At 24.6% G+C, this 24594-nt stretch carries 23 protein-coding genes and 6 tRNA genes; 9 read left to right on the forward strand and 20 right to left on the reverse strand.

Features of this window, described 5'->3' with window-relative positions:
- Positions 1-63: 63 nt before the first annotated feature.
- The 3 genes from EGN60_RS02200 to EGN60_RS02210 are packed head-to-tail and all read left to right on the forward strand — an operon-like array spanning position 64 to position 1673.
- Positions 64-564 (forward strand): hypothetical protein, encoded by a 501-nt coding sequence (locus tag EGN60_RS02200; RefSeq protein WP_124724456.1) that lies wholly within the window; start codon positions 64-66, stop codon positions 562-564.
- A gap of 9 nt (positions 565-573) precedes the next feature.
- Positions 574-1299, forward strand: a complete 726-nt coding sequence (locus tag EGN60_RS02205; RefSeq protein ID WP_124724457.1) for a triose-phosphate isomerase — start codon at positions 574-576, stop codon at positions 1297-1299.
- On the forward strand, positions 1299-1673 hold the full coding sequence (locus EGN60_RS02210) for a hypothetical protein (protein ID WP_124724458.1): 375 nt from the start codon (positions 1299-1301) through the stop codon (positions 1671-1673). Before EGN60_RS02205 ends, EGN60_RS02210 begins: the two co-directional genes overlap by 1 nt.
- A gap of 37 nt (positions 1674-1710) precedes the next feature.
- Here EGN60_RS02210 and EGN60_RS02215 read toward each other — a convergent pair whose 3' ends face one another.
- From EGN60_RS02215 to EGN60_RS02260, 10 genes are all read right to left on the reverse strand, one after another.
- Positions 1711-4524, reverse strand: a complete 2814-nt coding sequence (locus tag EGN60_RS02215) for a hypothetical protein (protein WP_124724459.1) — start codon at positions 4522-4524, stop codon at positions 1711-1713.
- Positions 4525-4621: 97 nt separating this feature from the next.
- Entirely contained in the window at positions 4622-5863 is a 1242-nt protein-coding gene (locus EGN60_RS02220; RefSeq protein WP_124724460.1) for a hypothetical protein, read from the reverse strand.
- A gap of 32 nt (positions 5864-5895) precedes the next feature.
- On the reverse strand, positions 5896-7437 hold the full coding sequence (locus EGN60_RS02225; protein ID WP_124724461.1) for a transglutaminase-like domain-containing protein: 1542 nt from the start codon (positions 7435-7437) through the stop codon (positions 5896-5898).
- A gap of 142 nt (positions 7438-7579) precedes the next feature.
- Complete coding sequence (locus EGN60_RS02230; RefSeq protein WP_245979636.1) at positions 7580-8458, reverse strand: FAD synthase; 879 nt, start codon at positions 8456-8458, stop codon at positions 7580-7582.
- Entirely contained in the window at positions 8445-9206 is a 762-nt protein-coding gene (locus EGN60_RS02235) for a TrmH family RNA methyltransferase (protein ID WP_124724462.1), read from the reverse strand. The genes EGN60_RS02230 and EGN60_RS02235 overlap by 14 nt, the downstream gene beginning before the upstream one ends.
- Before the next feature lie 55 nt (positions 9207-9261).
- A complete protein-coding gene (locus EGN60_RS02240; RefSeq protein ID WP_124724463.1) occupies positions 9262-10068 on the reverse strand; it encodes a YcsE-related riboflavin metabolism phosphatase in 807 nt (268 codons plus the stop codon).
- Between the two features lie 10 nt (positions 10069-10078).
- On the reverse strand, positions 10079-10930 hold the full coding sequence (truB, locus tag EGN60_RS02245) for a tRNA pseudouridine(55) synthase TruB (RefSeq protein WP_124724464.1): 852 nt from the start codon (positions 10928-10930) through the stop codon (positions 10079-10081).
- Positions 10931-10997: 67 nt separating this feature from the next.
- Positions 10998-11081, reverse strand: a tRNA-Leu gene (locus EGN60_RS02250).
- Between the two features lie 3 nt (positions 11082-11084).
- Positions 11085-11160: transfer RNA gene (locus tag EGN60_RS02255), tRNA-Thr, on the reverse strand.
- A gap of 78 nt (positions 11161-11238) precedes the next feature.
- Complete coding sequence (locus tag EGN60_RS02260; RefSeq protein ID WP_124724465.1) at positions 11239-11523, reverse strand: hypothetical protein; 285 nt, start codon at positions 11521-11523, stop codon at positions 11239-11241.
- Between the two features lie 170 nt (positions 11524-11693).
- Between EGN60_RS02260 and EGN60_RS02265 the strand changes: the two genes are divergently transcribed.
- Positions 11694-12071, forward strand: coding sequence for a hypothetical protein (locus EGN60_RS02265; protein ID WP_124724466.1), 378 nt, complete (start codon positions 11694-11696; stop codon positions 12069-12071).
- Between the two features lie 15 nt (positions 12072-12086).
- Here EGN60_RS02265 and EGN60_RS02270 read toward each other — a convergent pair whose 3' ends face one another.
- The 7 genes from EGN60_RS02270 to EGN60_RS02300 form a co-directional block, all read right to left on the reverse strand.
- Entirely contained in the window at positions 12087-13232 is a 1146-nt protein-coding gene (locus EGN60_RS02270; RefSeq protein ID WP_124724467.1) for an ABC transporter permease, read from the reverse strand.
- Positions 13232-14149 (reverse strand): ABC transporter ATP-binding protein, encoded by a 918-nt coding sequence (locus tag EGN60_RS02275; protein ID WP_124724468.1) that lies wholly within the window; start codon positions 14147-14149, stop codon positions 13232-13234. The genes EGN60_RS02270 and EGN60_RS02275 overlap by 1 nt, the downstream gene beginning before the upstream one ends.
- Positions 14150-14294: 145 nt before the next feature.
- Positions 14295-15767: an MnuA family membrane nuclease gene (locus EGN60_RS02280; protein WP_124724469.1), complete on the reverse strand. Its 1473-nt coding sequence runs from the start codon at positions 15765-15767 to the stop codon at positions 14295-14297.
- 1 nt (position 15768) lies between these two features.
- Positions 15769-15844, reverse strand: a tRNA-Val gene (locus EGN60_RS02285).
- A 2-nt stretch (positions 15845-15846) separates the two neighbouring features.
- Positions 15847-15922, reverse strand: a tRNA-Glu gene (locus EGN60_RS02290).
- Positions 15923-15926: 4 nt separating this feature from the next.
- Positions 15927-16001 (reverse strand) — tRNA-Asn (locus EGN60_RS02295).
- A 202-nt stretch (positions 16002-16203) separates the two neighbouring features.
- Positions 16204-16279, reverse strand: a tRNA-Thr gene (locus tag EGN60_RS02300).
- A gap of 134 nt (positions 16280-16413) precedes the next feature.
- Between EGN60_RS02300 and EGN60_RS02305 the strand changes: the two genes are divergently transcribed.
- From EGN60_RS02305 to EGN60_RS02325, 5 genes are all read left to right on the forward strand, one after another.
- Positions 16414-16854 carry a division/cell wall cluster transcriptional repressor MraZ gene (locus EGN60_RS02305; RefSeq protein WP_124724470.1) on the forward strand — a complete coding sequence of 147 codons (441 nt, stop codon included), beginning with the start codon at positions 16414-16416 and terminating at the stop codon, positions 16852-16854.
- Positions 16855-16862: 8 nt separating this feature from the next.
- Positions 16863-17753 (forward strand): 16S rRNA (cytosine(1402)-N(4))-methyltransferase RsmH, encoded by an 891-nt coding sequence (gene rsmH, locus EGN60_RS02310; RefSeq protein ID WP_334198917.1) that lies wholly within the window; start codon positions 16863-16865, stop codon positions 17751-17753.
- 12 nt (positions 17754-17765) lie between these two features.
- The gene (locus tag EGN60_RS02315) at positions 17766-18749 is read left to right on the forward strand and encodes a hypothetical protein (protein WP_124724472.1); all 984 of its coding nucleotides are present in this window, start codon (positions 17766-17768) and stop codon (positions 18747-18749) included.
- Between the two features lie 11 nt (positions 18750-18760).
- Positions 18761-19894: a cell division protein FtsZ gene (ftsZ, locus tag EGN60_RS02320; RefSeq protein WP_124724473.1), complete on the forward strand. Its 1134-nt coding sequence runs from the start codon at positions 18761-18763 to the stop codon at positions 19892-19894.
- A 189-nt stretch (positions 19895-20083) separates the two neighbouring features.
- Positions 20084-21172 (forward strand): XRE family transcriptional regulator, encoded by a 1089-nt coding sequence (locus EGN60_RS02325; RefSeq protein ID WP_124724474.1) that lies wholly within the window; start codon positions 20084-20086, stop codon positions 21170-21172.
- Between the two features lie 29 nt (positions 21173-21201).
- Here EGN60_RS02325 and EGN60_RS02330 read toward each other — a convergent pair whose 3' ends face one another.
- The 3 genes from EGN60_RS02330 to EGN60_RS02340 all read right to left on the reverse strand — a co-directional run bounded on the left by EGN60_RS02330 (position 21202) and on the right by EGN60_RS02340 (position 24594).
- The gene (locus tag EGN60_RS02330) at positions 21202-21732 is read right to left on the reverse strand and encodes a hypothetical protein (RefSeq protein WP_124724475.1); all 531 of its coding nucleotides are present in this window, start codon (positions 21730-21732) and stop codon (positions 21202-21204) included.
- Between the two features lie 105 nt (positions 21733-21837).
- The gene (locus tag EGN60_RS02335; protein WP_124724476.1) at positions 21838-22239 is read right to left on the reverse strand and encodes a hypothetical protein; all 402 of its coding nucleotides are present in this window, start codon (positions 22237-22239) and stop codon (positions 21838-21840) included.
- A 12-nt stretch (positions 22240-22251) separates the two neighbouring features.
- Positions 22252-24594, reverse strand: coding sequence for an OppA family ABC transporter substrate-binding lipoprotein (locus EGN60_RS02340; protein ID WP_124724477.1), 2343 nt, complete (start codon positions 24592-24594; stop codon positions 22252-22254).

Genomic DNA, 24594 nt, shown 5'->3' on the forward strand with positions numbered 1-24594 from the left:
GTCTTAGTACAAGACTTGCAATTTTCATTTTATTTTTTAGTTTTAAAGTAAAATTATATTAATATGGCAAAACAGTATTACAATCAAAAAAATCAATATTGAAAAAGAGCATGAAACCTAAGTACTACTCTTTATTTTTTTATAAGCTTAGTTATTTATGTTTTATTAGTCTTAATTATTAGATATGCTTTTAAAGGACAAAATCAAAAAAACTGGCAAACAGCTATATCAATTTCATTTATAAGTTGTTTATGTATTAATGCCATGGTTGTATTAGTCAAAAAAGGTTTAGGGCGCGGTTTATTTCACCCTTTAATTGATCTTCATCACAGTAGAAAAATACATTCTAAAGCAAAAGAAAAAATAGAACGCTCTATGTCTCAACAAAAAAAGGATCAAATTCTTAACCAAACAAGACGAGAATATGAAATGGAACAAAATAAAAAAGCCATAGAAAAAGAAAAAAATGGTACTAATAACTTAGTTTTCTATTTATTATGTTTAATTTCATTAGTAGTTTTACTAGCTTTAGTTCCTTTCTTTGCCTTACATATTAGTTTTTAAGGAGTGAAAATGAAATATTTATTAGGTAACTTAAAAATGAATCTTTCTTATTTTGATAGTTTAAACTATCTAAATACACTTAATTCAAAAATTAATGATTCAAATTTAAATAATTTAAAATTAGGCATTGCTTTATCTCATGATGCTATGTCTTTATCTTTAGCTTTTAAAAATAGAGACTTTTTATTAGGTGCTCAAAATATCTTTCACACTGAAAAAGGTGCTTTTACAGGTGAAGTTTCATTTCGTTCTGCAGTTGAACTTAATATGGATTTTGTTTTGATAGGTCACTCTGAAAGACGTATGATGTTTAATGAAACAGATGAACTAATTAATCAAAAAATTAAACGAATTGAAAATACCGATATAATTCCCGTTTTATGTATCGGTGAAAATAAAGAACAATTCGAAGCTAAAAAAATGCCTGAAGTAATTGAAAATCAAATTAAATCAGCTTTAAAGGATATAGATATTTTAGGTAGATTAATTATATCTTATGAACCTATTTATTGCATTGGAAATGGAATAATACCAGAAATATGCCATATCCAAAAAGCTATTGATTTAATAGCTAAATTAACAAATAATCAAGTTCCCATTTTATATGGTGGCTCAGTAAGTCTAAAAAACATTCATGAACTAAAAGAAGTAAAAAATTTATCCGGTTTTCTAGTAGGTGGAGCTGCAATAGACGCTGAAAAATTTCTTGAATTAGCTAAAGAGGTTAATAAATAATGAATAAAACAATTCGTAATTTATTAATCACGGTTGGTATAGGCTCAGTAATGCTTGCTATGGGTTTAGGAACTTATTTTACTTTAAGATCTAAAACTACAAAAGAAGACGAATTTAATAAACTAAAATTAGAATTAATTAGAGCTTATTCAAAAAATCAAGAGCTAACATCATCTCTTTTATTAAAAAATAAAACAAATCAAGCTATAGTAAATAAAAATAATGAAGATATTAGATTATCTTTACCAAATGCTATATTTAATTTAAATTTACAATCTGTCACGTTTTTAAATAATCCAAGCAACGAAATAATCAAATCATATATTACATTTTTAAAAACTCAAAATAATAAATTAGAAAATTTATTAAACTAAAACAACACGGAAATAAACCCGTGTTGTTTTTAATTGATTATATTTTTTCAAGCATTACTCTTAATTTGTCATTAGCATTATCATTGTTTCTGTTTTTAAAATCAGCTTCATTTAAAACAAAATAATTTTTTAAATACAATGTTATTTTATCACTAGCATTTGTTTTATTTGTTTTAGTTATTTTAACAAAATAAATACCTGTAGTTTGTTCATTTACTTCATTTATTGTGTGAGTTAAATGAACAGAGTTTTGAGTTGCATCAGCAGTTTTTAGAATTTTAATTTCATTATTTTTATTAATAAAACCTATTTCAGCTGTAATGTTATAATCCGATTCTTTTGCAACATTTGCCTCTAGCATAATATTGTTTTTTGTTAATTCATTATTTCTAAAATCAATATTGATACTGCTTGAATATTGATCTACTAAACCGTAGTTTATAGGAGTAATTTTACTATTATCAGTAATTATCACCTGTGTAGGTTTTGTTTCAATATAATTTGCTTCATTTCCTACTAGATATGCTTTTATTTTATAATATCCTTTTCCTTTAAATAGTGAACCTAACAGTCTAATATTAGATCTTTCAGCTCCTGTTATAATTTTTTCATAATTTGTGTTGTTTGAAGAAAATAGTAAATCATATCTAATATTTGTATTTGTGTTTTTTAGATCATTAAAGTTTACAAAAGCTTCTATTCCTTCAAAATTATAGCCATATTGATTAATATAATTTTGTGTTACTTCAACCTTATCAGGCAATTGGGTATTTCAAAGAAGCTTTCTATTTGTTGTGTTTAATGACTTAATTAGATCATCAAACTTTTTATTTGCTTCTTTAAAGTTTTTCTTTAAAGTGTCTGAATCACTACTTTTATTTTTTATTATTTCATTTAAGTAGTTAAAAAATTCTTTTTTCTTTAAATAAGGAATTTGCCCAATTTGATTTCCAACTATTAACATATTTATATTATTTTTTAATTCACTAACTAATTTATCTAAATCAAAATAAGTGATATCTTCTTTTTCAAAAATAAATTTTCTTTGATTTTCATCTAATTTAAGCTCTAAAATAGGTGTGCCTTTGCCCAATTGATAATATATATTATCATTTTTAACAAAATATCTAGTTATTTCTTTATTTTCGGTATCAGGAACTTCAACTTTTAAAGTATTAGATGATTTCATGTTTTTTATAGCAAAAAACGCTTTTTTGCCATTTTCTTTTCCATAAAATATTAAATTATTATTAATACTTGCAAGCATGGGTTCACCATTTGCATTTTCTATGCCAGCTACTACATCTGAATTTGAATTATTAAACAAGGAATTTAATGTAACATTTACAAGCGCTGAGTCTTGATCTTGAGATTCTGAATAAAATGGTCTTTTAAATAATTTATTTTTGTTTTCATCTTTTACAAGTGTATATCACTCTTTATTATAAAATTCATATCTACTTCTTGATTTATACTTACTTGGATTTCCTAACATATTTGAATAAATAGTATGGTTATCAAATTCTATTTTTTTTGCAGGACCATAAAATCATTCAGTTGTTTGAAAATCATCATAATTAAGTTGTCAAAATTGTCCAAAACCAAATTGAACTGGCATAATAGCTTCAGAGAAACTTTTTCCAATTGGTGAAAGAAATTCAACAAAATCTATTTCTTTAGACATTGAAGGATAGTCATCAATAGGCATTTCTCCACCTTCTAAACCATCACCTCATGTTGGATCAGTTAAATATCATTTAGCCATTCTTTCACCTGGCAGTTGTAATTTAACATATGTAACAGCATGAACCATTCCTTGTTTTGAACGACCAGCCATATTGGTTAAAGAATGCAATCCAGCTAAATTTAATAAATATCCATAAACAGTTGAATAAACTGCACAAACTGCTTGTTGTTTTAAAATATCTTCTTCAACAGTTGCAACTAAATTAGCCAAATCATATCTAAAAAATTCTAGTACATATAATCACAAAGCATAAGCTTTTTCATAATCTGTCATTCCTTCTTTGATTTTGTTAAGGCCATTTTTAATAAAATCTCTATATTTTTGGAATGCAGAATTTATAGCACGAAAATCACTTGTATATTTAGCGGTGTACATCCTTGTAACAAATTGTTCATTTGGAGTTCTTGCAAAAGTAATTGTTCCGCTACCAAATGAAAAGTATGGAAAGTAAACTCAATTTTCATCTACTCATTTTATATAAGCTTGAGCCATTAAATCTGAAGGTATATTTCTATTACCAAAAGTGTAATCACTAAGTATATTATTTCCAACTATATAGTTAAACATATCTACTAAATCATCAACTTTTAATGCTCTTGTTTTTTTCTTAATTAAAGGAGCAGTTCCATAATTAAAGCCGGGTTCTTCTGCTTCTGAAGGTTCAACTTTAAAAAATGCAGGGTTAGTGTATATTCCATTTTCATTTATTTTAAAACTTTTATCAAACAATTTTATTGGTTCATTTGAATTAAAATTTTCATTCGATGTATTATTTCTTTCATTTATTTCAGAATTTACACTAGAAACATTATTTTCACTGTTTGGAGATTCTTGATTACTTGTTTCTTTGTTTAAATTAGTTACTTCATCATTTTTATTTTCTTTATTTAGATTTTTTGGGTTTTCATTTGTTAATTTTTCTGAATCTTTATTAGGTTTTTCTACTTCACTATTTTTTCTTACCTTATCATCATTCAAATTAATTTTATTATTGTCAATTAATTTAGGTAAAAAGTTTTGGTTGTTTTTTTCACAAGATAAAGCAAAAATAGGAGTTGATAAAACTGCTGGTGTTAATAATAAAAATAATTTTTTTATTTTCATATATAGTCCTTTAATTAAGTATGTTTATTTATTAGATAAAGTAATTTAATCTTTACAATGTGGGGTTATTTTTTTAAAACAAATTTTTTATAAATATTTATACATGATTTTGAATTTTTTTAAGAAGTTCTTGAAATTTATCATTTGCATCTTGATTGTACATATTATTGTATTCTTGTTGGCTAAGAACATAATAAAGTTTTAAATAATCATAAGATGATTCATTTGATGATGTATCAACTCTTTTTATTCTAACATAATAAATACCTGCATTATCTTCAGTAACTGAAGGGATTGAATAATTGATTCTTTCTGTAGAAGAAATATTAGGATAACTTTTTATTTTTTCAATTTGACCAGTTTTATAACTTATAAAGTATAAATCAGCACTTACGTTAGCTCAATCTTCACGTGCTATGTTTGCTTCTAATGTTAAATTATTTTTAATTAATTTACCCTCTGAATCAATATTTACATATCTTGAACTGCCAAGCTCGATTAATCCTGAATTTATAGCTTTAATTTTGTCTTGTTGTGATATTTTTATTTCTAAAGGATTTGTTTCAGCAAAATTTTCTTTATCACCGTCAAGATAAACTTTGATTTTATAAAAACCTGGTTCAATGTTTGAATGAGCTTTAAGTTTTAAATTATCTCTTTCAACATTTGAAATTTTTGTTTGATAATTGCCATCTTTTGTTTTAGAAAATAGTAAATCATATCTCATACTATCATTTCTAGTTACTAAATCAGTAAATTTAATTACACCTTCAAGACCTTCAAAATTGTATCCATATTTTTCAATTTGGTTATGTGATAAATGCACGACATTAGGTAATGTGATATTAAATAATATTTTTTTATGTGTGCTTTTAATTGAATTTAAAAGTTCATCAAATCTTTTATTAATTTCAGCATATTTAGCTTTTAAATTTTGGTCTGAGTTACTTGATATTAAATCATCTAAATATTTGAAAAATTCTAATTTTTTAGAATAATTGATCATACCTACATCATCACCTACGATTAATAAATTGATTCTATTTTTAAGTTCAAGTGATAACATTTCAAAGTCAAATTTTGTTACTGTTTGTTTTTCAAATAAAAACTCTCTTTGTTGTTCTGTTAAATCTACTTTTATAGGGGTTTCTTTAGCTTCAGTTCTTGTATAGTATAAGTTTTTGTCTTTAACATAAAATCTATAAATATTTGCGTTTTGAGAATTTGGAATATCAATTTTAATAGATTCATTGTTATCCATGTTTACAACAGCAAAGTAAGCATTTTGTCCTTGATTTTTACCAATAAAAATAAAGTTTTTATGGTAACTTGCTAACATTGGCTGGCCTGAAAATCCCTCAATTCCAGATATTAATTCTTTATTTTTTTGAGGAGATCGTTCAAGTCTACATCGTGTAGCGAGATAACTTCTTCACTACTTGAATAAAACGGTCTTTTATAAAGCTTTTTGCCACTATTATCTGGATTTTGAATTAAAGTATATCAGTCTTTTTTGTAATATTCGTATCTACTTCTTTTAGTTAATCATTTTTCTTTGTTAATAACATATCCGAAAATAAAATTTTTATTATCTGGGTTTGATTTTGCATCTCCATAATATCAATTATCTGTTCTAAATTCTTTTCAAGGCAATTTTCAAAATTGACTATATCCAAATTGTGTTTCTACTATTCAATTATCAGGGTCTTTTCCAATTGGAGAAAGAAATTCGGAGAAATTAATTTGGCCATTAAAATCTATTGTTGATAAATCATTTGCGAGTTCGCCTTTATTTCCAAGTGAAAATGCTCAAGTTGCATCACTCAAATATCATTTAGCTTTTTCTTGGCCAGGAAGTTGAAGTTTTACATAAACTACTTCGTGTGTTTCTGAATTTATAGAAGTACCTGTTAAGTTGACTAATGCTTCAATACCAACAAGATTTAAAAGATATCCATAAATGGCCGCATAAACAGCACAAACGGCTCTTTGTTCAAAGATGTCTCTGTCAAGAGCTGAAAGAAGTTTATTTGAATCATATTTAAAAAACTCTGATACATACAATCATATTGCATAAGCTTTTTCATAATCAGTCATACCTTCTTTGATTTTGCTCAAAGCACCACTTACAAAGTTAACGTATGATTCTTGTCAGCTATTAAAAGTTCATCAAGAAGAAGCATATTTTGGGCTTCATATTGTTTTTACAGCTGTTTTATCTTCATTTAAAATAAAATAAATAGTTGTGTGTGCTAATGAAAAGTATGGAAATTTAATTCAATTTTTAGTAATTCATTTTGTGTAAGCACTTGCCATTAAATCGGGCGAAATTTCTCTTTTCCCAAAATTAAAATTTTTAGATAATTGACTTCCAATAATAAAATCAAACATATCTACTAAATCATCTTCTGTTAGATTTTTAGTTTTCTTTTTAATTAAAGGAGCGTCTCCATAATCAAAGCCGGGCACTTCTGCTTCTGATGGTTCAACTTTAAACAATGCCGGATTTGTATATACACCTTTATCATTAATTTTAAAACTAGCATCATATAATTGTTCAGGTTGATTTGAAATAGAATTATTTGATGTTGATTTTCTATTGCCTGCAGGTTGAGGAATTGTAGTTTCTGAATTAATTTCAGGATTTTTATTCTCAACTTCTTTTGAATCATTAACATTTTTATCTGTATTTGTAGTTTCTTTAGGAACTTCTTTATTATCTTTTTCAGCTAATTTATTAGAGTCTTTATTTATTTTTTCTTCACTAGTTTTATTTTCATTATTTAAATTGATTTTATTACTATCAATCAATTTAGGTAAGAAATTTTTAGCGTTATTTTCGCAAGATAAAACTAAAGTTGGTGCTAATAAAATCGTAGGTGTTAATAATAAAAGGTGTTTTTTAATTTTCATATATACTCCTTTAATTAGGCATCTTTATTTATGTAATGTAATATTTTATCATTTTTAATTTAATAATATATATTAAATTACTTAAATTTAAAAAAAATGTTAATTTAATTTATAAAAAAATTAAATTAACATCTTTATTTTTTTAAATATCTAGATTAGCTAAAAAATATTTTTTAGCTTTTTCTATATCTAAATTATCAATATTATTATATTTTTCGTCAGTTATTAGTCTTATTTCTTCTAAAAATTCGATAAATACTTCTTCATTAGGCAATGCTATTCTATCTAAGTCTAATAAATATAAAACATTTTTATCTTCTTCATTATTTAAATCTATATGGCAAAGCCCGTGATATTCGATGTCTTTAATTACAGCATTTACTATATAAAGCCCACTTTTTAATTTAATTAAATTTTCTGGGTATTTAAAATTCAATTTATCTAAATAACTTATAAAAGAATATTTATCAATTAGAAGTTTATTTAAATCTTTAATATGTCCTTCTGAAATTAAAGTATTTAAAATACTTGAAGAAACTTTTATATTTTTATTTTTAAATAAATCAACTTTAATAACATTAAAGTTTTTTTCTAAATGATTTATATTGCCTTCTCTTCTAAAACCAAAATGATAATCTAAGCCACATATTACAGTTTTTACATTATTAATTTTTAATGCTTTAATAAAATCTTCATAATGTAAATTGATTGTTTGTTGTGAAGTTTCTATAAAAAAAACATAATCGAAGTTCAGTTTTTCTAATGTATATAATTTTGTTTTAGCTTGAAATGCTTTTTTTGAAATAATTTGGCCATTTTTGATTGGATTTTTAAAAATTATTATGGCTTTTTTATATCCAGGATTATTTAATATAAATTCATCAGCCTTTTTAAAAAGTTGATAATGACCTAAATGCAATGTTTCAAATGAACCTAAACAAATAACTAGCTCTTCTTCTTTTTTTAAATATAATGAACTTTTTGAATCTCAATTATATACTTTCATTTTATTCACTTTCATTATTTATTGCATGATTTAATACTATTGCAGTTGCACAAGCAACATTTAAACTTTCAAAGAAAATTTTTATATAAAGTTTTTTATTAGCTAAAGAACTAATTTTTTTACTAATGCCATTGCCTTCATTGCCCATTACAATTATTGAATTTTCTTTTTTATTAAATTTAAAAGTATTTAATTCAATTGCGTTTTTATTAAGTTCAGTCGTATAAATTAAATAATTATTTTGTTTTTTAGTTTCTAAAAATTCATATAAATTATTGACTAAAGTAATTTTAGTTTTAAATATAGCACCTTGAGAAGAACGCAAAATTTTATCATTGAATATATCGACGTTGTTTATAATTAATTCTTTTATATTAAAAGCATTTGCTAATCTTATTATCGTTCCTATATTACCAGGATCTTGTAATGAATCTAAAGCTAATGAAAAATTATTTTTAGTTTTTAAATTTATTTTAGCTTGATAATCTCAAAAAACATTTTGATCACATATTGCTACAATTTTTTGAGGTGTTATTGTGTTAGCTAATTCTTTTATTATTGCATTTGTTGTTTTAATTGATTCATAATATACTGGGTTTTCTGAAGCTTCAAAAATTTCTATTATTAAATTAGAAATTTTTTTAGCTTCTTCAACCATGTGATAGCCTTCAATAATAAATTGTTTAAATTGTGTTCGATATTTTGAATCCTTTAGCTTTTTATATTGTTTTATTTTTTCATTACTTGAGCTTGATATAAACATTCGCACCTTCTTTTATATTAATTTTATATAAAAAAAGCCATTATTTGGCTTTTTATTAATAAAATCCTTTTTCTTTTAATTTGAAATATGGTCCATCTTCTGTAACAGGTAAACAAATTTCATTTGCTGCTTCTTTTGTTTCATCTTCTCCATTACCCATAGCAATTCCTAGACCAACTTCTTCAAGCATTTCAATATCATTTTCAGCATCACCAAAAGCTACCATTTCATCTAGACTAACTTCTAATAAATCACCTAAAATTTTTAAACCTTTTGCTTTTGTAATACCATTTGCTGATAAAAATACACCACCAGCTCAAACAGCTAAAACTCACATATCTAATTTCTTTTCTTTAAAGAATTTTGCTAAATCATCACCTAATTTTTGTGGTGTTTTTGAGCTAACTGTAATTAAGTAGTTCTTATCATTTTTTTCTAAAAATTCTTTTTCTGAAATAAATTTATCTTTAAATGGACGATAGAATCAATGATCTATATCAAATAGTTCATTATAATATCCTCATTTATTTCCAACAAATGAGAAAGCTAAATTGTTTTCTTCTGCATATTTTCTAAATTCTAAAAAGTCTTCATTTTTAATTGTTTTTTCAAAAATATATTCATTTGTTTTTAAATCTAAAATAAATGTACCATTTGCGCCAACGAAATAATCTACATAAGGATTTTTAATCATTTTTCCAACTGTAAATATATCTCTTCCTGAACATAAAACGTTTATGTAACCTTTTTCTTTAAGGTTAACAAACATTTCTTTCATTCTTGGTGTTAATTCATCGACACCGAAAGGTAATAATGTACCATCAATGTCAAAAACAATCATTTTATATTTATTGTTTTGCATATTTCAACTCCTATACAAGTGAATTTAAGCGCGAAATAAATAATCTTCTTTTAAGAAGCTTTCCATTTTCAAAAACGCCGTAACCTACTATTTTTTTATTATATTTAAAGATCATCTTATTATTAAAGTCTGAAGCCAGTTTTTTATTTATACTGCCTCCTTTAATAAGAGAAAGTAATTCATCTTTTTTTAACCTATATAATGATACATTAAAAAGACCATTTTTTACTTTAATTTTATTAAAATTAACCTTTTCATTTAGTTTTATTGAGCTAATAGAAATTCTTTTTAAAATATTAGTTACTGCATCTGTTTTTAATAGTATTCCTATATCATGAACCATTGATCTAATATAAGTTCCTTTTGATACTTTTGTTTTAAAAATAAAACTTTGGTTTTGATAATCAAAAGAAATTAATTTTATTGAATAAATTTTAATTTCGTTAGCTTTTAATTCAACTTTTTTATTTTGTCTTGCTAAATCGTATGCTCTTTGCCCATTAATTTTTTTAGCTGAAAAAATGGGTGGAATTTGAAGAGTTTGTTTTTTAATTTCTTTTAAAACTTTTTTAAGTTCAGATTTTGTTATTTTTTTAAAATAATTTAGATCTTTAACTTCTTCACCTTCATCATAACTGGCTGAACTTTTATGTAAAGTTGCTTTAACATAATATTCTTTATCTTGACCTAAAATGAAATCTAATAATTTAGTGTCATCATCAGTAGCTACAATTAAAAGGCCTTCGGCTAAAGGATCTAAAGTTCCTGCATGGCCTATTTTTTTTATATTATTTTCTTTAGCAAAATCTTTTATTGCTTTAAAACTCGAAATTCCTCTTGGTTTATTTAAACTATAAAACATATTCTTTTCCTTTGTATAAAAAAGTCAAATAAAAAAGCCCAACAAGAGCTTTCACAATTACGTGATATGGTACGCGAGGAGGGACTTGAACCCTCACGCCAAAAGCATTAGTGCCTAAAACTAACGTGTCTGCCAATTTCACCACTCGCGCATATGGTGCCGTTTATAGGACTTGAACCTACGACCTACTGATTACAAGTCAGTTGCTCTGCCAACTGAGCTAAAACGGCTTATTAATTACGTATATTATTATATACTATTTTTTTTAGATTTTTTAAAAAAAATAAAAATTGGCATGAGCCAATTTATTATCTAGAAGTTCCTCTTCCTAATTTTTCTAATTCTTCAGCAGTTTTTAAAGCACTTTCTAATGCGGCTATTAGTTGTTTTTCAGCTTCTTTGTTGTTTTTTAATTCTTTTTCTAATTGTTTTCTATTTTTACCATTTAAAATTGCGTCGGTTGGAATTCCTTTTTTTTCTAATTTGTCTAATAATTCAAAAACTCTAGATTTTTTAGCACATGAAATAGCAACCATAGAAAGAGCAACTGGTGCTGCTGATGCTATCAATAATAATTTTTTATTTAATTTCATTTTTTTTCTTTACTTTTTATTTATTTATAAATAATTATATAGGTTTATAAAAAAAAAAAGGTAAAAAAATTGTAAAAAGGTGCTTTTTTGCTAACAAAAAAACAAAAAGTTCAATTTTTTTTGTTTTTAAAAAACAATTATTTAAAAAATAAATAGATTAAAATTTTTATATGAAATTTTTTAAAAATAAGTATTTAAATAAATGAATTAAAAATAAAATTACTTCATTAGATTTAATAGATAAAAAACATATATCTTATGATTTAGTTTATGAACTTGCAAATAAAATGCCTGAAAATTTAAAAGATTTAAAAAAATATTATTTAGAAATTAGATCTTTAGTTGATGATGAATTAGCAGATATTTTAGAAACTGATATTAATAATTTTATTTTTATTCCAGTTTCATATTTAACTAAATCAGAAATTTTTAAATGTATTTTATTAAATCCAAGTTATTTAGAGATATTTATTAATGATAATATTTTTTTAGATAGTGAATTAGAACAAATAAAACTAGAAATAAATAAAAAGTGAAACATAAATTAGTTTCACTTTTTTAAACTACATTTTTTTAGGTTTTCTTGATAAACTAAAAATTGATAATCCATAGAAAATTACACCTGTAAATACTAAAACTAAAACATGTGCATAAATAGGTGCTTGTGTTTTATTATATTCATAAACATTGCCTAATTGAATATTAAATGAATTGATTCAAACATCCATTTCAACTTTAGTAAAAATTGCTTTTTGTTCAGTTAAATAATTAATAATTTCATTTCTAAATGTTTCAATATAAATAGCTGGATTTGCTAATTGACCTTTGTATTCTGAAAGTTTAGTAATAAAATCAGTTCTAGTAGCATCAGCAATATCAACAGTTTTTGAATATTCAATTAATTTATCTAAATAACCTTGTAAGCTTTTAATTGAATCAGCAGCATAAGCTGTATTTTCATTAATGTTTTTAATAGCTTCTGAAAAGTTTATATTTCCATCATAGCTATCACGTATACTTTTAATGCTATCTTCCATTAAAAATTGTCTAAATAAAGCAGCTGCATGAGCATTAGGGAATAATTTAATTATTCATTGAACTGCGCTTGGTAAAACTCCAATGTTTACATAAGCTCCAACTAAAAAACCAATTAATGTTCCAATAATAATACTAATTATTGTAAAAATACTGTTTGATTTAATAAATGAAACTATAAAACACATTAAGGCATTAGAAGCAAATGAAGAAAGTAAAATAACTCCTAAAACTTTTAATGCAGGTATTGCTGAAACAGCTTTTCCACCTTTTGCTAAAGCATAAATTTCACCAAAAATTAATGTAATAATTGCAATAATTAAACTTACTATCATACCTGTTATCATGTAACATGCAACCATCGCACTCTTTTTAACAGGTGAAACATAAATATCTTTTAATAATTTATTTTCTTTATCAGCAACCATTATTGAATATGCACCTAAAGAAGTTGTAATAGCTGAAGATGCTAACATACCTGCTACCATTCAATAAGCCATAGCTCCATCTAAAGAAACACCTTCTGGTTTATATTTTCCAACTTCTGATGTTATTCTATTTCCAATAAATAAAACAAACAGTACAAAGATAACTAAAACACCAATTAAAGAAAAGAAAATATTGCTAATGTTTTTAAAATAAACTTTTAAATTTCTTTTTAATAAAGTAGCCATTATTCAATCATCCTTCCTGTAATATTTAAAAATACATCATCCATTGTTCCATAAAGCACTTCAAAACTATCAATATAGTTTTCTATTGGTTTTAAAAGTGTTAATGAATCTTTTGTTGAATTAATATTCACATCAAAATAATCAGCTTTAATTTCATATTCTAATTTATGTTGATCAAAATATATTTTTAAATTTTCTTCAAATTCTTTTGGATATTTAATTTTAATGTGTTCAGAACTGTATTTTTTTCTTAATTCAAAAGGTGTACCTGTAGCTATAATTTGCCCATGATCAATTATTACAACATCATCAACTTTTTCAGCTTCTTCCATATAATGAGTTGTTAAAAAGATTGTCATATTATTTTGACTTTGTAAGTTTTTAATAATTTCTCAAATATGTTTTCTATTTTGTGGATCTAATCCAGTTGTTGGTTCATCTAAAAATAAGATTTCTGGATTATTTATTAAAGCTCTTGCAATATCAACTTTTCTTCTTTGACCACCTGATAAAGAACCATATTTTTTCTTTAAAATGTCTTTTATTGAAACATTTTCAATAACTCTATCTAAGGCAGCTTTTATATCTTTTTTATTTTTATAATAAAAACCAGCTCTTATTAATAAATTGTCATATATTGTTAAATTTTTATCTAGCAAACTGTCTTGGAATACAACACCAATTTTATTTTTAATTTCAAAAACATTAGTTTTTAAATCTATGCCTGAAATTTTAACTTCACCACTATTAAATTTATTAAGTGTACATAAAATATCAATAGTAGTTGATTTTCCGGCACCGTTTGTTCCTAAAAAGGCAAATAATGAACCTTTTTTAACAGTAAAACTTATACCTTTAACAGCCTCAAAATTACCATATGATTTGCGTAATTCTTTGACTTCGATAATGTTTTCCATCCAACCTCCCTTTATAAATTTACTAAATTCTACACAAAAAAAGTGTATCATTAGTAAATTTTAATAGCAAAAAAATAAAATGCAAATATTTTTGCATTTTATAGGATTTTTTAAGTTTAAAAATTGATCATCTTTAATAAAAAATTTATTTTTTAATAATATCAACAAAAACAGGGGCATGATCTGATATAGATTTTGCTAATACTAAATTAGTTATTGAATCACTTGCTTTATTAGGATTACTTTTCTTTCATAATTTAATTGACTCTTCTTTATTAAATAATTTATTGTCAAATCCATTAACTGTATCTACTACAAATGGTACATTTTTAAATGTTTCAAAACTTTTAGCTTCAGTTGCATTTAAGAAATTATATTCATTATTTTCTTTAAATAAAATTTTGTCATAAGGTTCTGAATAATTTCTTGAATTCCCTAATGAACTTTTGTATTTATCTTCAGCTACTTTATAGTAATTTTCAAAATCATTTTCTTTAGCTATTTTTGTAAAAATATCATGATTTCCTTTTTTAATATTAGTGTCCCCACCAAATAATATAGCAGCTTCATTGCCTGCTTTTTCTTTAAAGAATTCAAAAGCTTTTGGCAAACCAAATGCTTCAGAAACTTCTTGTCTTCCTTGACCTGAAGCAATAGGCAAATTATCAAAGCTTCTAACTGAACTATCATTAAAACTTCCACCATTTTTAGCACCTGGACTATCAAAATGAGCAAAAAATGTAACTACTGGACTTTGAAAGTCTTTTATTTTAAATAAAGCACCATAAGGAGGTCTTACATATTCAGTTTCACTTATTCCATTGGGAATATGTCCTTTAAAAGAAGCTCCAACTGAACCATCTTTAAAAGCAATAGGAGTTGCTATATCTTTTCTATAAACTATTGCAATATCTTCTGCTGAAGAAGTTGTTGAAATATCTGAAGATACATTATTTTGTCCTATATATCCATAAACTGCTGAATTTGAATAAGTATTTAAAGCATCTACTATTAATTTAACTCTATCTAAATTTCTAAAATTAACTTCTGTTAAACCAATAATGTCAAATTTTGTTTTATATATAACTTCAGCCAATTTTTGTACTTTATATTCATTTTCTGCTTTTCCATTAGATTTTCCAAAATTTTCTATATTTCAGTGACCGATTCTTAAATGATTTTTGGGTTTTATATATTTATCGTTTTCAGAAAAACTTACTGGAGTTGTATTTGTAAAATTTGAATTTGAGCTTTCAGTAGTTACGTTTGCATCATTTTGATTGCCACTACCGTTATTATTATTATTATTATTAGTTTCTGAACCATTATTTATATTAGTGTTTTCAGAACCTGAATTTGCTGGTTTAATATTTGAAATTGATCTTTTTAATTTTTCATTTTCATTTTTTAGTTTTTCAATTTCTAAATCTCTTTTTTTAATTTCTTTATAAGCAAAGTAAGCTCCAACACCGGCTGCAACTACTAAACCAGAAACTACTAGACCATTAAAAAATAAACTTTTTTTTACTTTTACCTCACTAAAAACTACCTTATTAATATTATATAAAATAAAATGAAAATAAAAAAAACAAGCTAGGCTTGTTTGGTGCTTTGACAAATGGTGGAGAATGAGGGGCTCGAACCCACGACCCTCGCCTTGTAAGGGCGATGCTCTCCCAACTGAGCTAATTCTCCAATGGTGACCCTAGCGGGACTCGAACCCACGCATGTATGGATGAAAACCATATGTGTTAACCACTTCACCATAGGGCCATAATGGCGCCGACTATTGGGATTGAACCAACGACCAACTGGTTAACAGCCAGCTGCTCTACCGCTGAGCTAAGTCGGCACATCGGCACGTTTTAAAGATTACGATATTATTATACATGAAAAAAACTGACTTTTGTAAAAATTTTTTATTTTTTTTCGCGTTTAATCAAATTTATTAAAGTCTGTTTTAACCAGTACAAAATAATAATACCTAAAATTTCCAAAAATTTTTTAAAAAAATGCGCCTTTTAATAAAAAAGGTGCTTTTTTGAAATTTCATATGGTGCTAGTTAGAGGGATCGAACCCCCGACCCACTGATTACGAATCAGTTGCTCTGCCAACTGAGCTAAACTAGCTTTTTTTATTTATATTTATTATTATATTTAACAAATTTTAAAAAAATCGATAGAAAAATAAAAAATTTTTACTTTTTTTTAAAAAAACCTGGTTTTTATTGTTAGAATATAGGTGATAGTGGAGGAAAGTGGAAATGTATGGAAAATATTACCGCCAAATAGATTCTAAAAACAGAATTGTAATTCCAGCGAAAATTCTAAGTGAATTGGGACATGAGTTTTACATTACTGCAGGTTTCGATAAATCTTTAGTTTTAAGAACTCCAAGTGAGTTTGAAAAATTTAAAGCACGTTTAGAAGAAAACAATGCTTTAAATAAAGATTTTAGAAATTTAACAAGATATATTTTCGGTAATACAGAACTATTAGAACCAGATAAATTAGGTCGTGTAGTTTTATCTAAACATTTAACTGACAAAGTCGCTATCAAAAAAGAAGTTGTTTTCGTGGGTGTAGGAAATACCTGTGAGGTTTTTGCAAAAGAAGAATATGACAATTGTGAAAGCTTCTTTGAAAACGAAGAAAATATCGATGCTCTAGCTCAAAAACTTTTAGACCAAGGAGTTAAATTATAGAAAAGCACATTCCTGTTTTATTAAATGAAGTTTTAGATGCTTTAGAAATAAAACCTGATGGAATTTATGTTGATTTAACTTTAGGCAGAGCTGGACATAGCCAAGAAATTTTAAAAAGATTAAAAAACGGTCATTTATTTTGCTTTGACAAAGATATAGAAGCGATTAATGAAAGTAAAGAAAAGCTAAATAAAATAAGTTCTAATTTTACTTTAATAAAAAGTGATTTTAGATTCTTTAAAGAAGAACTAAATAAACGCAATATATATAAAGTAGATGGAATATTAGCTGATTTAGGAGTAAGTAGTCCTCAATTAGATGATGCTAAAAGAGGATTTAGCTACTCACAAAATACTTCATTAGATATGCGTATGGATTTAGATCAAACTCTAAATGCTAATGAGATTTTAAATAACTATGATGAAAAATTAATATCAGAGATTTTAATAAAGAACGCTGATGTAAAATTTGCGGTGCAAATTGCTAAAGCAATTGTTAAAAATCGACCAATTAATACTTCATTTGAGTTAAATGAAATTTTAAAAGCTTGTTTGCCAGCTAAAGTTGTACGTGAAAAAAATCCTTCAAAAGCCGTTTTTCAAGCTTTAAGAATTTATGTAAATGATGAACTAAATGCTTTAAAAGATTTTTTAAAAAATTTAGATTCAATTATGAATGTAAATGCAAAAGCTGCAATTATTACATTTCATAGTAAAGAAGATGCAATTGTAAAAAAACATTTTCAAGACCTTAATTATGTAGATCCTGTTTTATACAAATTGCCAATTCAAGTAAATAAAAAATGAAAGCAAAAAATTGTCTTTCCTAGTGAAAAAGAATGTTTAGAAAATAAACATTCTCGAAGCGCAAAACTAAGAATAATTACTAAATTAAATTAAAAAAAGGAAAAAATGAAAAAAACTGTTATTGTCTTGTATAAACTGAAAAATAATTTTTACGAAGTAGAAGCTGTTGAAAAATTCAATGGTAATGTTTTTCCTATATATATAGATAAAAAAGAATATCAGTTTTTTTCAAAGCACGACTTTCAAACTTTCATTAAAAAAACCAAATCTAATATTGAAACAATTATAGAAGGTCAAATTTCAGAAATTGTTTTACTTAGCCAAAAAAATGGTGATTTCCCAATTTTTAAAGAATATAAAAAATCTGAAAATAATTTAAATTATAAAAACTTAACTAAGCTTATTCAAAATGATTATTCAAAAAGAGATTTAATTGTAACTAATATTGATTTTTCTCATAGCAAAGAAAATGAAAAAATAGCTACAGTTGAGTATTTAAATAAAAAAGATTATATTAGTTTAAAAAACATTTTTGAATCTCAAAATCTAAAAATAGCTAAAATCTTAGATTTTGATTCAATAAATGCTTTAAATGCATTTAAAAATGAAAGCAAGTTTTTAAATCTTTTAATTAACTTAGAAAATAATACCCTAAAATTCTCTCTTATAAAAAATACAGATATTATTAAAACTAAAGAATTTAAACTAAATATAAACAATTATGAAAATGTTTTAGTGTTGCTAGCTAAAAATATTCAAAACAAAAATTATTTAACAAACTTTTTTGAAAAATTATCAGATGACTTATATAAGTTTTTAAAAGAATTTAACCTTAATTTATCAAATTTAAATTTAGGCTTTAATAAAGAATTTAACTTTTTATTTAATGATTTAAAAAAATATAGTGGTTTTTCAGTAGCTAAAGAAATTACTATAAATGACTCAAAAAATTTAATTAGCGAAGAATTTTTAGGTCTAAATCATTTATTAACTTCTGTTCAAGAAAGCAGTAGCGAACTTTCTTTAACAAATGAATTATTTATTATTGATACTTATACATTTAAAAATGATTATAATTTAATTAATTAAGGAGAGAATAAATGTCAGAATTAGTTTCAGTTGCAAAAATTAAAATATTTGGAATAGGTGGTTGTGGTAATAACAGTTTAAAATCAATGGCTAACTTAAATGTTGACAATGTAGAAATGATTTTTGTTAATACCGATAAACAAGCCTTAGCCTCATTTGAAGAACATAAAACTTTAAATATAGGTGGAAAGCAAGGAATCGGAGCTGGTGCTAAACCAGAAGTTGGTTATAATCAAGCCAATAAAAGCCGTGAAGAAATTGCAAATTTAGTAAAAGATACAGATTTAGTTGTAATAACAGCTGGTATGGGTGGAGGTACTGGAACTGGAGCATCTCCTGTGTTTGCAGAAGAAGCAAAAAAAGCAGGAGCTTTAGTAGTTGCAGTAGTTACAACTCCATTTAATATGGAAGGCAAAATGAGACAAAGAGTTGCCGAAGAAGGAATTGAAACACTAAGAAAATATGTTGATTCATATATAGTAATTTCAAACCAAAAATTATTAAATGTCTTTGGTAATTTAGCTCATAAAGCTGCTTTTGAAAAATCAAACAAAGTTCTACAACAAGTTATAAGAACTTTAGTAGACGTTATAGCAAAACCTTGTCAAATAAATGTAGATTTTGCAGATTTAAAAACTATTTTACAAAATAAAGGTGAAGCTGTTGTTGGAATTGGCAAAGCAAACGGAGAAAAAAGAGCTGAAAAAGCAATGATAAATGCAATTTCATCTCCAATTCTACAATCAAAAATTAATGGTGCAAAGAATGCTCTAGTTACAATTTTTGCTTCAGCACAAGTAACATTACAAGAATTCGATATAGCTATTAAGACTTTAGAAGCAAATGTTGGCAATGATATTAATATTATTTTAGGTGTTTCTACAAACGAAAATGAAAGTAGTGAAGCTTTAGGTGATTTGTATATTTCAGTTATTGCAACTGATTTAGCAGATCCTAGTTTACAAACACTAGAAGAATCTAAAAGTAATTTCACCGATGAAACTAGATCTGAAAATATAAAAACTAATTCAGAAAGTTTTTCAAAAGAAAGTAGCTACGGCTATTATTCAGAAAAACAAAATTCTGAAAAAGATGATATTTTTTCAAATCCAAAATATACTATTGACCATTTAAAAAATAAATAAGATGAAGTAATAAATCTTTTATTTAAATAGTTAAATAGAAAAAAAGAGGGCGACCTCTTTTTTTTAATAAACAACTTTTATGGAAAAAAAAGATATAATAAATGTTAAAAAAGTTCACTTTTCTAATAATTTTTTTAACATAAAAGTTATAATTATATGTATATATATAAAAAAAATAGGAGCGTAAACATGATTGAACAACATATTTGCGATATGAAGCACATTGTGACGCACGGTACAAATTTTATAGAAGAAATTGAGTATTATCTAAAAAAATTCTCAATGACTCAAAAAGAGCTCGCAATGCGTTTAGGTTTAAGTATAAAACACATTAATTCGATTATGAATGATGAGATTTTAGATATAAGTGTTTCTATAATAGAAGGAATGGAATATGCATTTCACTTAGAAACAGGAACATTATCTGAAGTTTATCAATTATATAGCAACATAAAATATGCAGAAACTCATCCTGAAGTTGCACAAGTTTTATCAAAGTATGGAATTAATTTTTTAATTAAACATCCAGAACTTGCATTAGCTGCTAAGATCACCATTTATGATCAATCTCCTCTTTATATTCGCTATATGATGTTAAAGAGGTTTTATGGTGTAACGGATTTTGCAATATACGATAACTACTTAAAGTCAACAGTATTAGCTGATGAAAAATTATATGAAAATCCAAATAGTAAAGTTTGAATTAGATTCTGTGAATTATCAGCTGCTAATTTAATAAACAGTGAAGATTTAAGTGTTTTTAGAACTTCAATGTTCCAATCAACATTTAAAAAAGTGTTGAATTTAATGGCTAATGAGTCATTTACATTTCAAGAAAAAATCGCATCACTTAAAAAGAGTTTATTAAATAAAGGAATTATTTTAATTACAATACCTTTTATTGAAGACAGTGCAATAAAAGCAGTAACTCTAAAAAAAGGTGCTAAAAGATATATATTTTTATCAGATATGTATAAATCTGAAAGTCATATATTTTATTCATTGCTTCATGAAATAGCTCACTGCTATAACCCTGATAGTGATGAAAAAACTATTGATGACTTAGTTGCTTTAGAATATCAACAATGAGAAAGTAAAAATAACTCATCAGGTTATAAAGCAATATATGATGCAATAAATGCATATCAACAAAGTAGAATTGTTTTAGATAGAAATAAAGATGTTGATACTTCATATATATGAAGCGCTATAGAACAAAAATATCCTATGGTAAGTTTTACTGAAGAAACAGATGACTTTTTTACTAAAGCAGAATAATAAAAATCGCCAACTTAGTTTGGCGATTTTTATATCTCTAAATTTCATAAACCTTGAGCTTCAACTAAATGTTGTCCATTTGCATAGCGTGCAAGGCATAATATATTATAGTGAATAAATACTTTATCATTATCATAACCTAATGCATAATCAATTGCATGACTATCTGAATTTAGATTAGGAATTTGTAAATCAAAATAAGCTTTAAATTCATCATCTTTTGTAATTTTTAAAAAATCATGATTATATTTTTTATTTAATTTATCAACTAGATCTCTTAGTTTCATAAAATCATAATTTTGGTTATTTTTTAAACCAAAATAACCTTGTTTTTGAAAGTTCTGAATTTGAGTGTTTGATAAATATAAATTATCTTTTGAACCTGCAGCAAATTGATAACTGTGGCAAGGACATGAAACTAAATTTTGATTATTTATAAAATGATTTGCATTTAAAGAAACTGCTTTAGTATTTTTATTATGACAACTTACTACCAAAATAGCTGGGACCATTAAGGCTGGTGCAATTGCTAGATATTTAAATTTTCTTTTAAGAGACATCTAATAATACCTCTCCTTCTGCTTCAGTTGGAAAACCAGGTCTATCTAAACAAACCACTCTATAAAAAATAACTGGGATTTTTTTATCACTGTCAACTTTAATTCCTAGATCAAGATTATGAGATGAACTGATTTTTTAATTTCTGGTAAAGCTAAAGAAAAATACTTTTTAAATTCTTTATTTCTAGTCATTGAATAAACTGAGTTTTTTTCATTAGAACCGTATTGATTAATTAATTTAGTTACAACTTTATTAATTTCTTTCATAGGCATTTCTGCACCAGATTCAGTTAATGAAAATGAAAATTGTTTTTTTATTTGATCAAGTTGAGAAGGAGTTAGTAATATTCCTGAACCTTTAGATAAGCTTCCTCTTCCTATTAAACTTTTATTTTCATTTGGTGATTTTTGCTGTGCATTAAAATTACAAGAAATAGCCACTAAAGGAGTTACTAATACTGAAACTAAAACTGAAGATTTTATTAGCATTGATTTAGATAATTTCATAATTACTCCTATTTATTTTATTTTTATATCTTGCAAATAGTACAAGCCATCATAACTTATTGGCTTAATAAAATGATTTTGATAAACTACTTTATCAAAAGAATTTAAATTTATAAAGTTATCAAAGCTATAAATTTGCGAAATCAGTTGATTAATTTCTTTTATTAAAGATAATTGTTTTTCAACTGAAGAGTTTTTTAAATATGTTAATATTTTATTTTCTAATTCAAATTTATTTGAAAAAAGATAATTTTTATAACTTTTCGGTTCATTTTTTTGCTCATTTGGGATTTCTAATTGCAATGATTTAATTAAGGCTATTAAAGATGGGAAAATTCTTTGAAAATTCTCATCATTTTGTTTTAATGAAATTAGTGTAAAAATATTTGAATTTTCTAAAAGAATTTCATTTTTTATAAAATCAAAAGTGTCTGGACTATTTAATGAAAAATCATTAAATTTATAAATGCTTTTGTTTTGTTTAAAATATAAATTAAATTCTTCATAATTTTTAACTATTTTAAAATCAACTTTTAATTTAGGGTTTATTTCTAAAAATAGATTTTTTATAATATCTAATTTTTGAATTTGTTGATTAGTTGCTTCAAAAAGAAAAACAGGAATTGTTACTTTTATATCATCTTTTGAATTGCTTTGATTATAAAAATCATTTATTAAAGCATTTAAATTATTTTTAATATCCTCAAAATCAGCAGCTTTTAAATTTTCCTTTAAGCTTGCTTCTATTTTTTTATTATGTTTTGTTTTTATACTAATTTCATTATTTTCAATTGTTAAATAATTCTTTTTAAAAACGTTTTCATAAGCGTCTTTTAAGGTATTGTAATTTAATCTGTTTTGATTATTTTTTAAATAAATATCTTTTGGTGCTTGGGATAATCAAAGAGCTTTATCTTCGTTTAAAAAAGCTAAATTTGCTACATTATTAAATAAACTTTGAAATGCTAAAGCCTTTTTATTATATAAGTTGTTTCAATCTAATTGATTATCACTTTTATATTTAAGTCCGTAATATAAAATAGCAAAGTTTTCATTAAAAAAACCATTTTCAAAATCGGGCAATAAATTTAAAATGATTTTATTATTTAAAAAAGTTCTATTAACTTCTCTTTCATAACTTATATTATATTTTTCATAATCATTTAAAATTTGTTCTTTTTCAATCAAACTTAGTTTATTAAAAGCTAACTCGCTTATAATGTTTTGTTTAAAAGCATAAAAAATTTGATTTGCAAAAGCTTCATTTGGTAAAGGAATAGTTGAATATTGAAAATCAATTTTTTCTAAATCATTAAATGTATCTTTATATTTATAAAAAGGATTTTTTTGTAGTGAAATTAATTCAGGTTTATTTTGTTTAATTACATAATAAGAAGCAAATCAATTTAGTTGGTTTTGATCTAATTTAATTAACTCATTTGCTATATTTATTAATGATTTATTTTTTAGTTCAATATTGTTAGCCAAAGCATCTGAAAAATTAGTTTGAATAAACAAACGTAAGAATAAATTTTCTAAATCAAGAGTTTTATTATTTAAAGTTTTTATATCTAAAGTATCTGAATTAAAATCTAAAAGTTTATTAATATCTATTTCATTTTGTTTTAATAGAAAATATAAACTATCATCATCAAAAAGTAAAGCATTATTGGTTGTTTTAATATCTATATTGAAATCTTTTCTAAATCTTGGTGATTTTAAAAGATTTCTAAAAATTCCTAATCTAAAATCATTTATTTTTAGCATTCTTTTTTTATTAAAGTTATTATCAATTCAAAAATTTTCATTTTCACTTAATGAAACACTAAAACCTTTAGAAGATTTTAAATCATTAAAAAAACTTTTATTATTAATGGATTTTTCATTTGATGAAGGAATAAAAATATAAGGATTATTAAATCCATTTCCTTTATCTTTTTTAGGGCTAAAAATCTCTGGATTATTACTGCTTTGAGTGTCATAATCTACTAAATTAATTTCATCATTATCATAAGCGATTAAATTATTATCTTTTATTACTGAAATACTTGATGCATTTTCAAAGCTGTAATTTAATTCAGTTGGTTTTAAAATAATATTATCTCTAAAATCTATTTCAGGTTGGTTGTTAGATTCAATTCTAAATAATTTTGCTGATGTTGCTAGATTTATTTTATTTATGTTTTCTGATAAATAATTAGGTAATAAAAAGCCTAATGATCCTCAATCATTAGCAAAATTATTTTTAAATACAAAAGTTCTTTTATCTTTTATAAAATCATTTTTTTGGCAAGCCACTACTAAAAAGGGGCTAAAAGAAATTAAACCAAAAAGTGCTAAAAACTTTTTTTTCAT

The sequence above is a fragment of the Mycoplasma struthionis genome (assembly GCF_003855455.1).
GTDB lineage: Bacteria > Bacillota_I > Bacilli_A > Mycoplasmatales > Metamycoplasmataceae > Metamycoplasma > Metamycoplasma struthionis.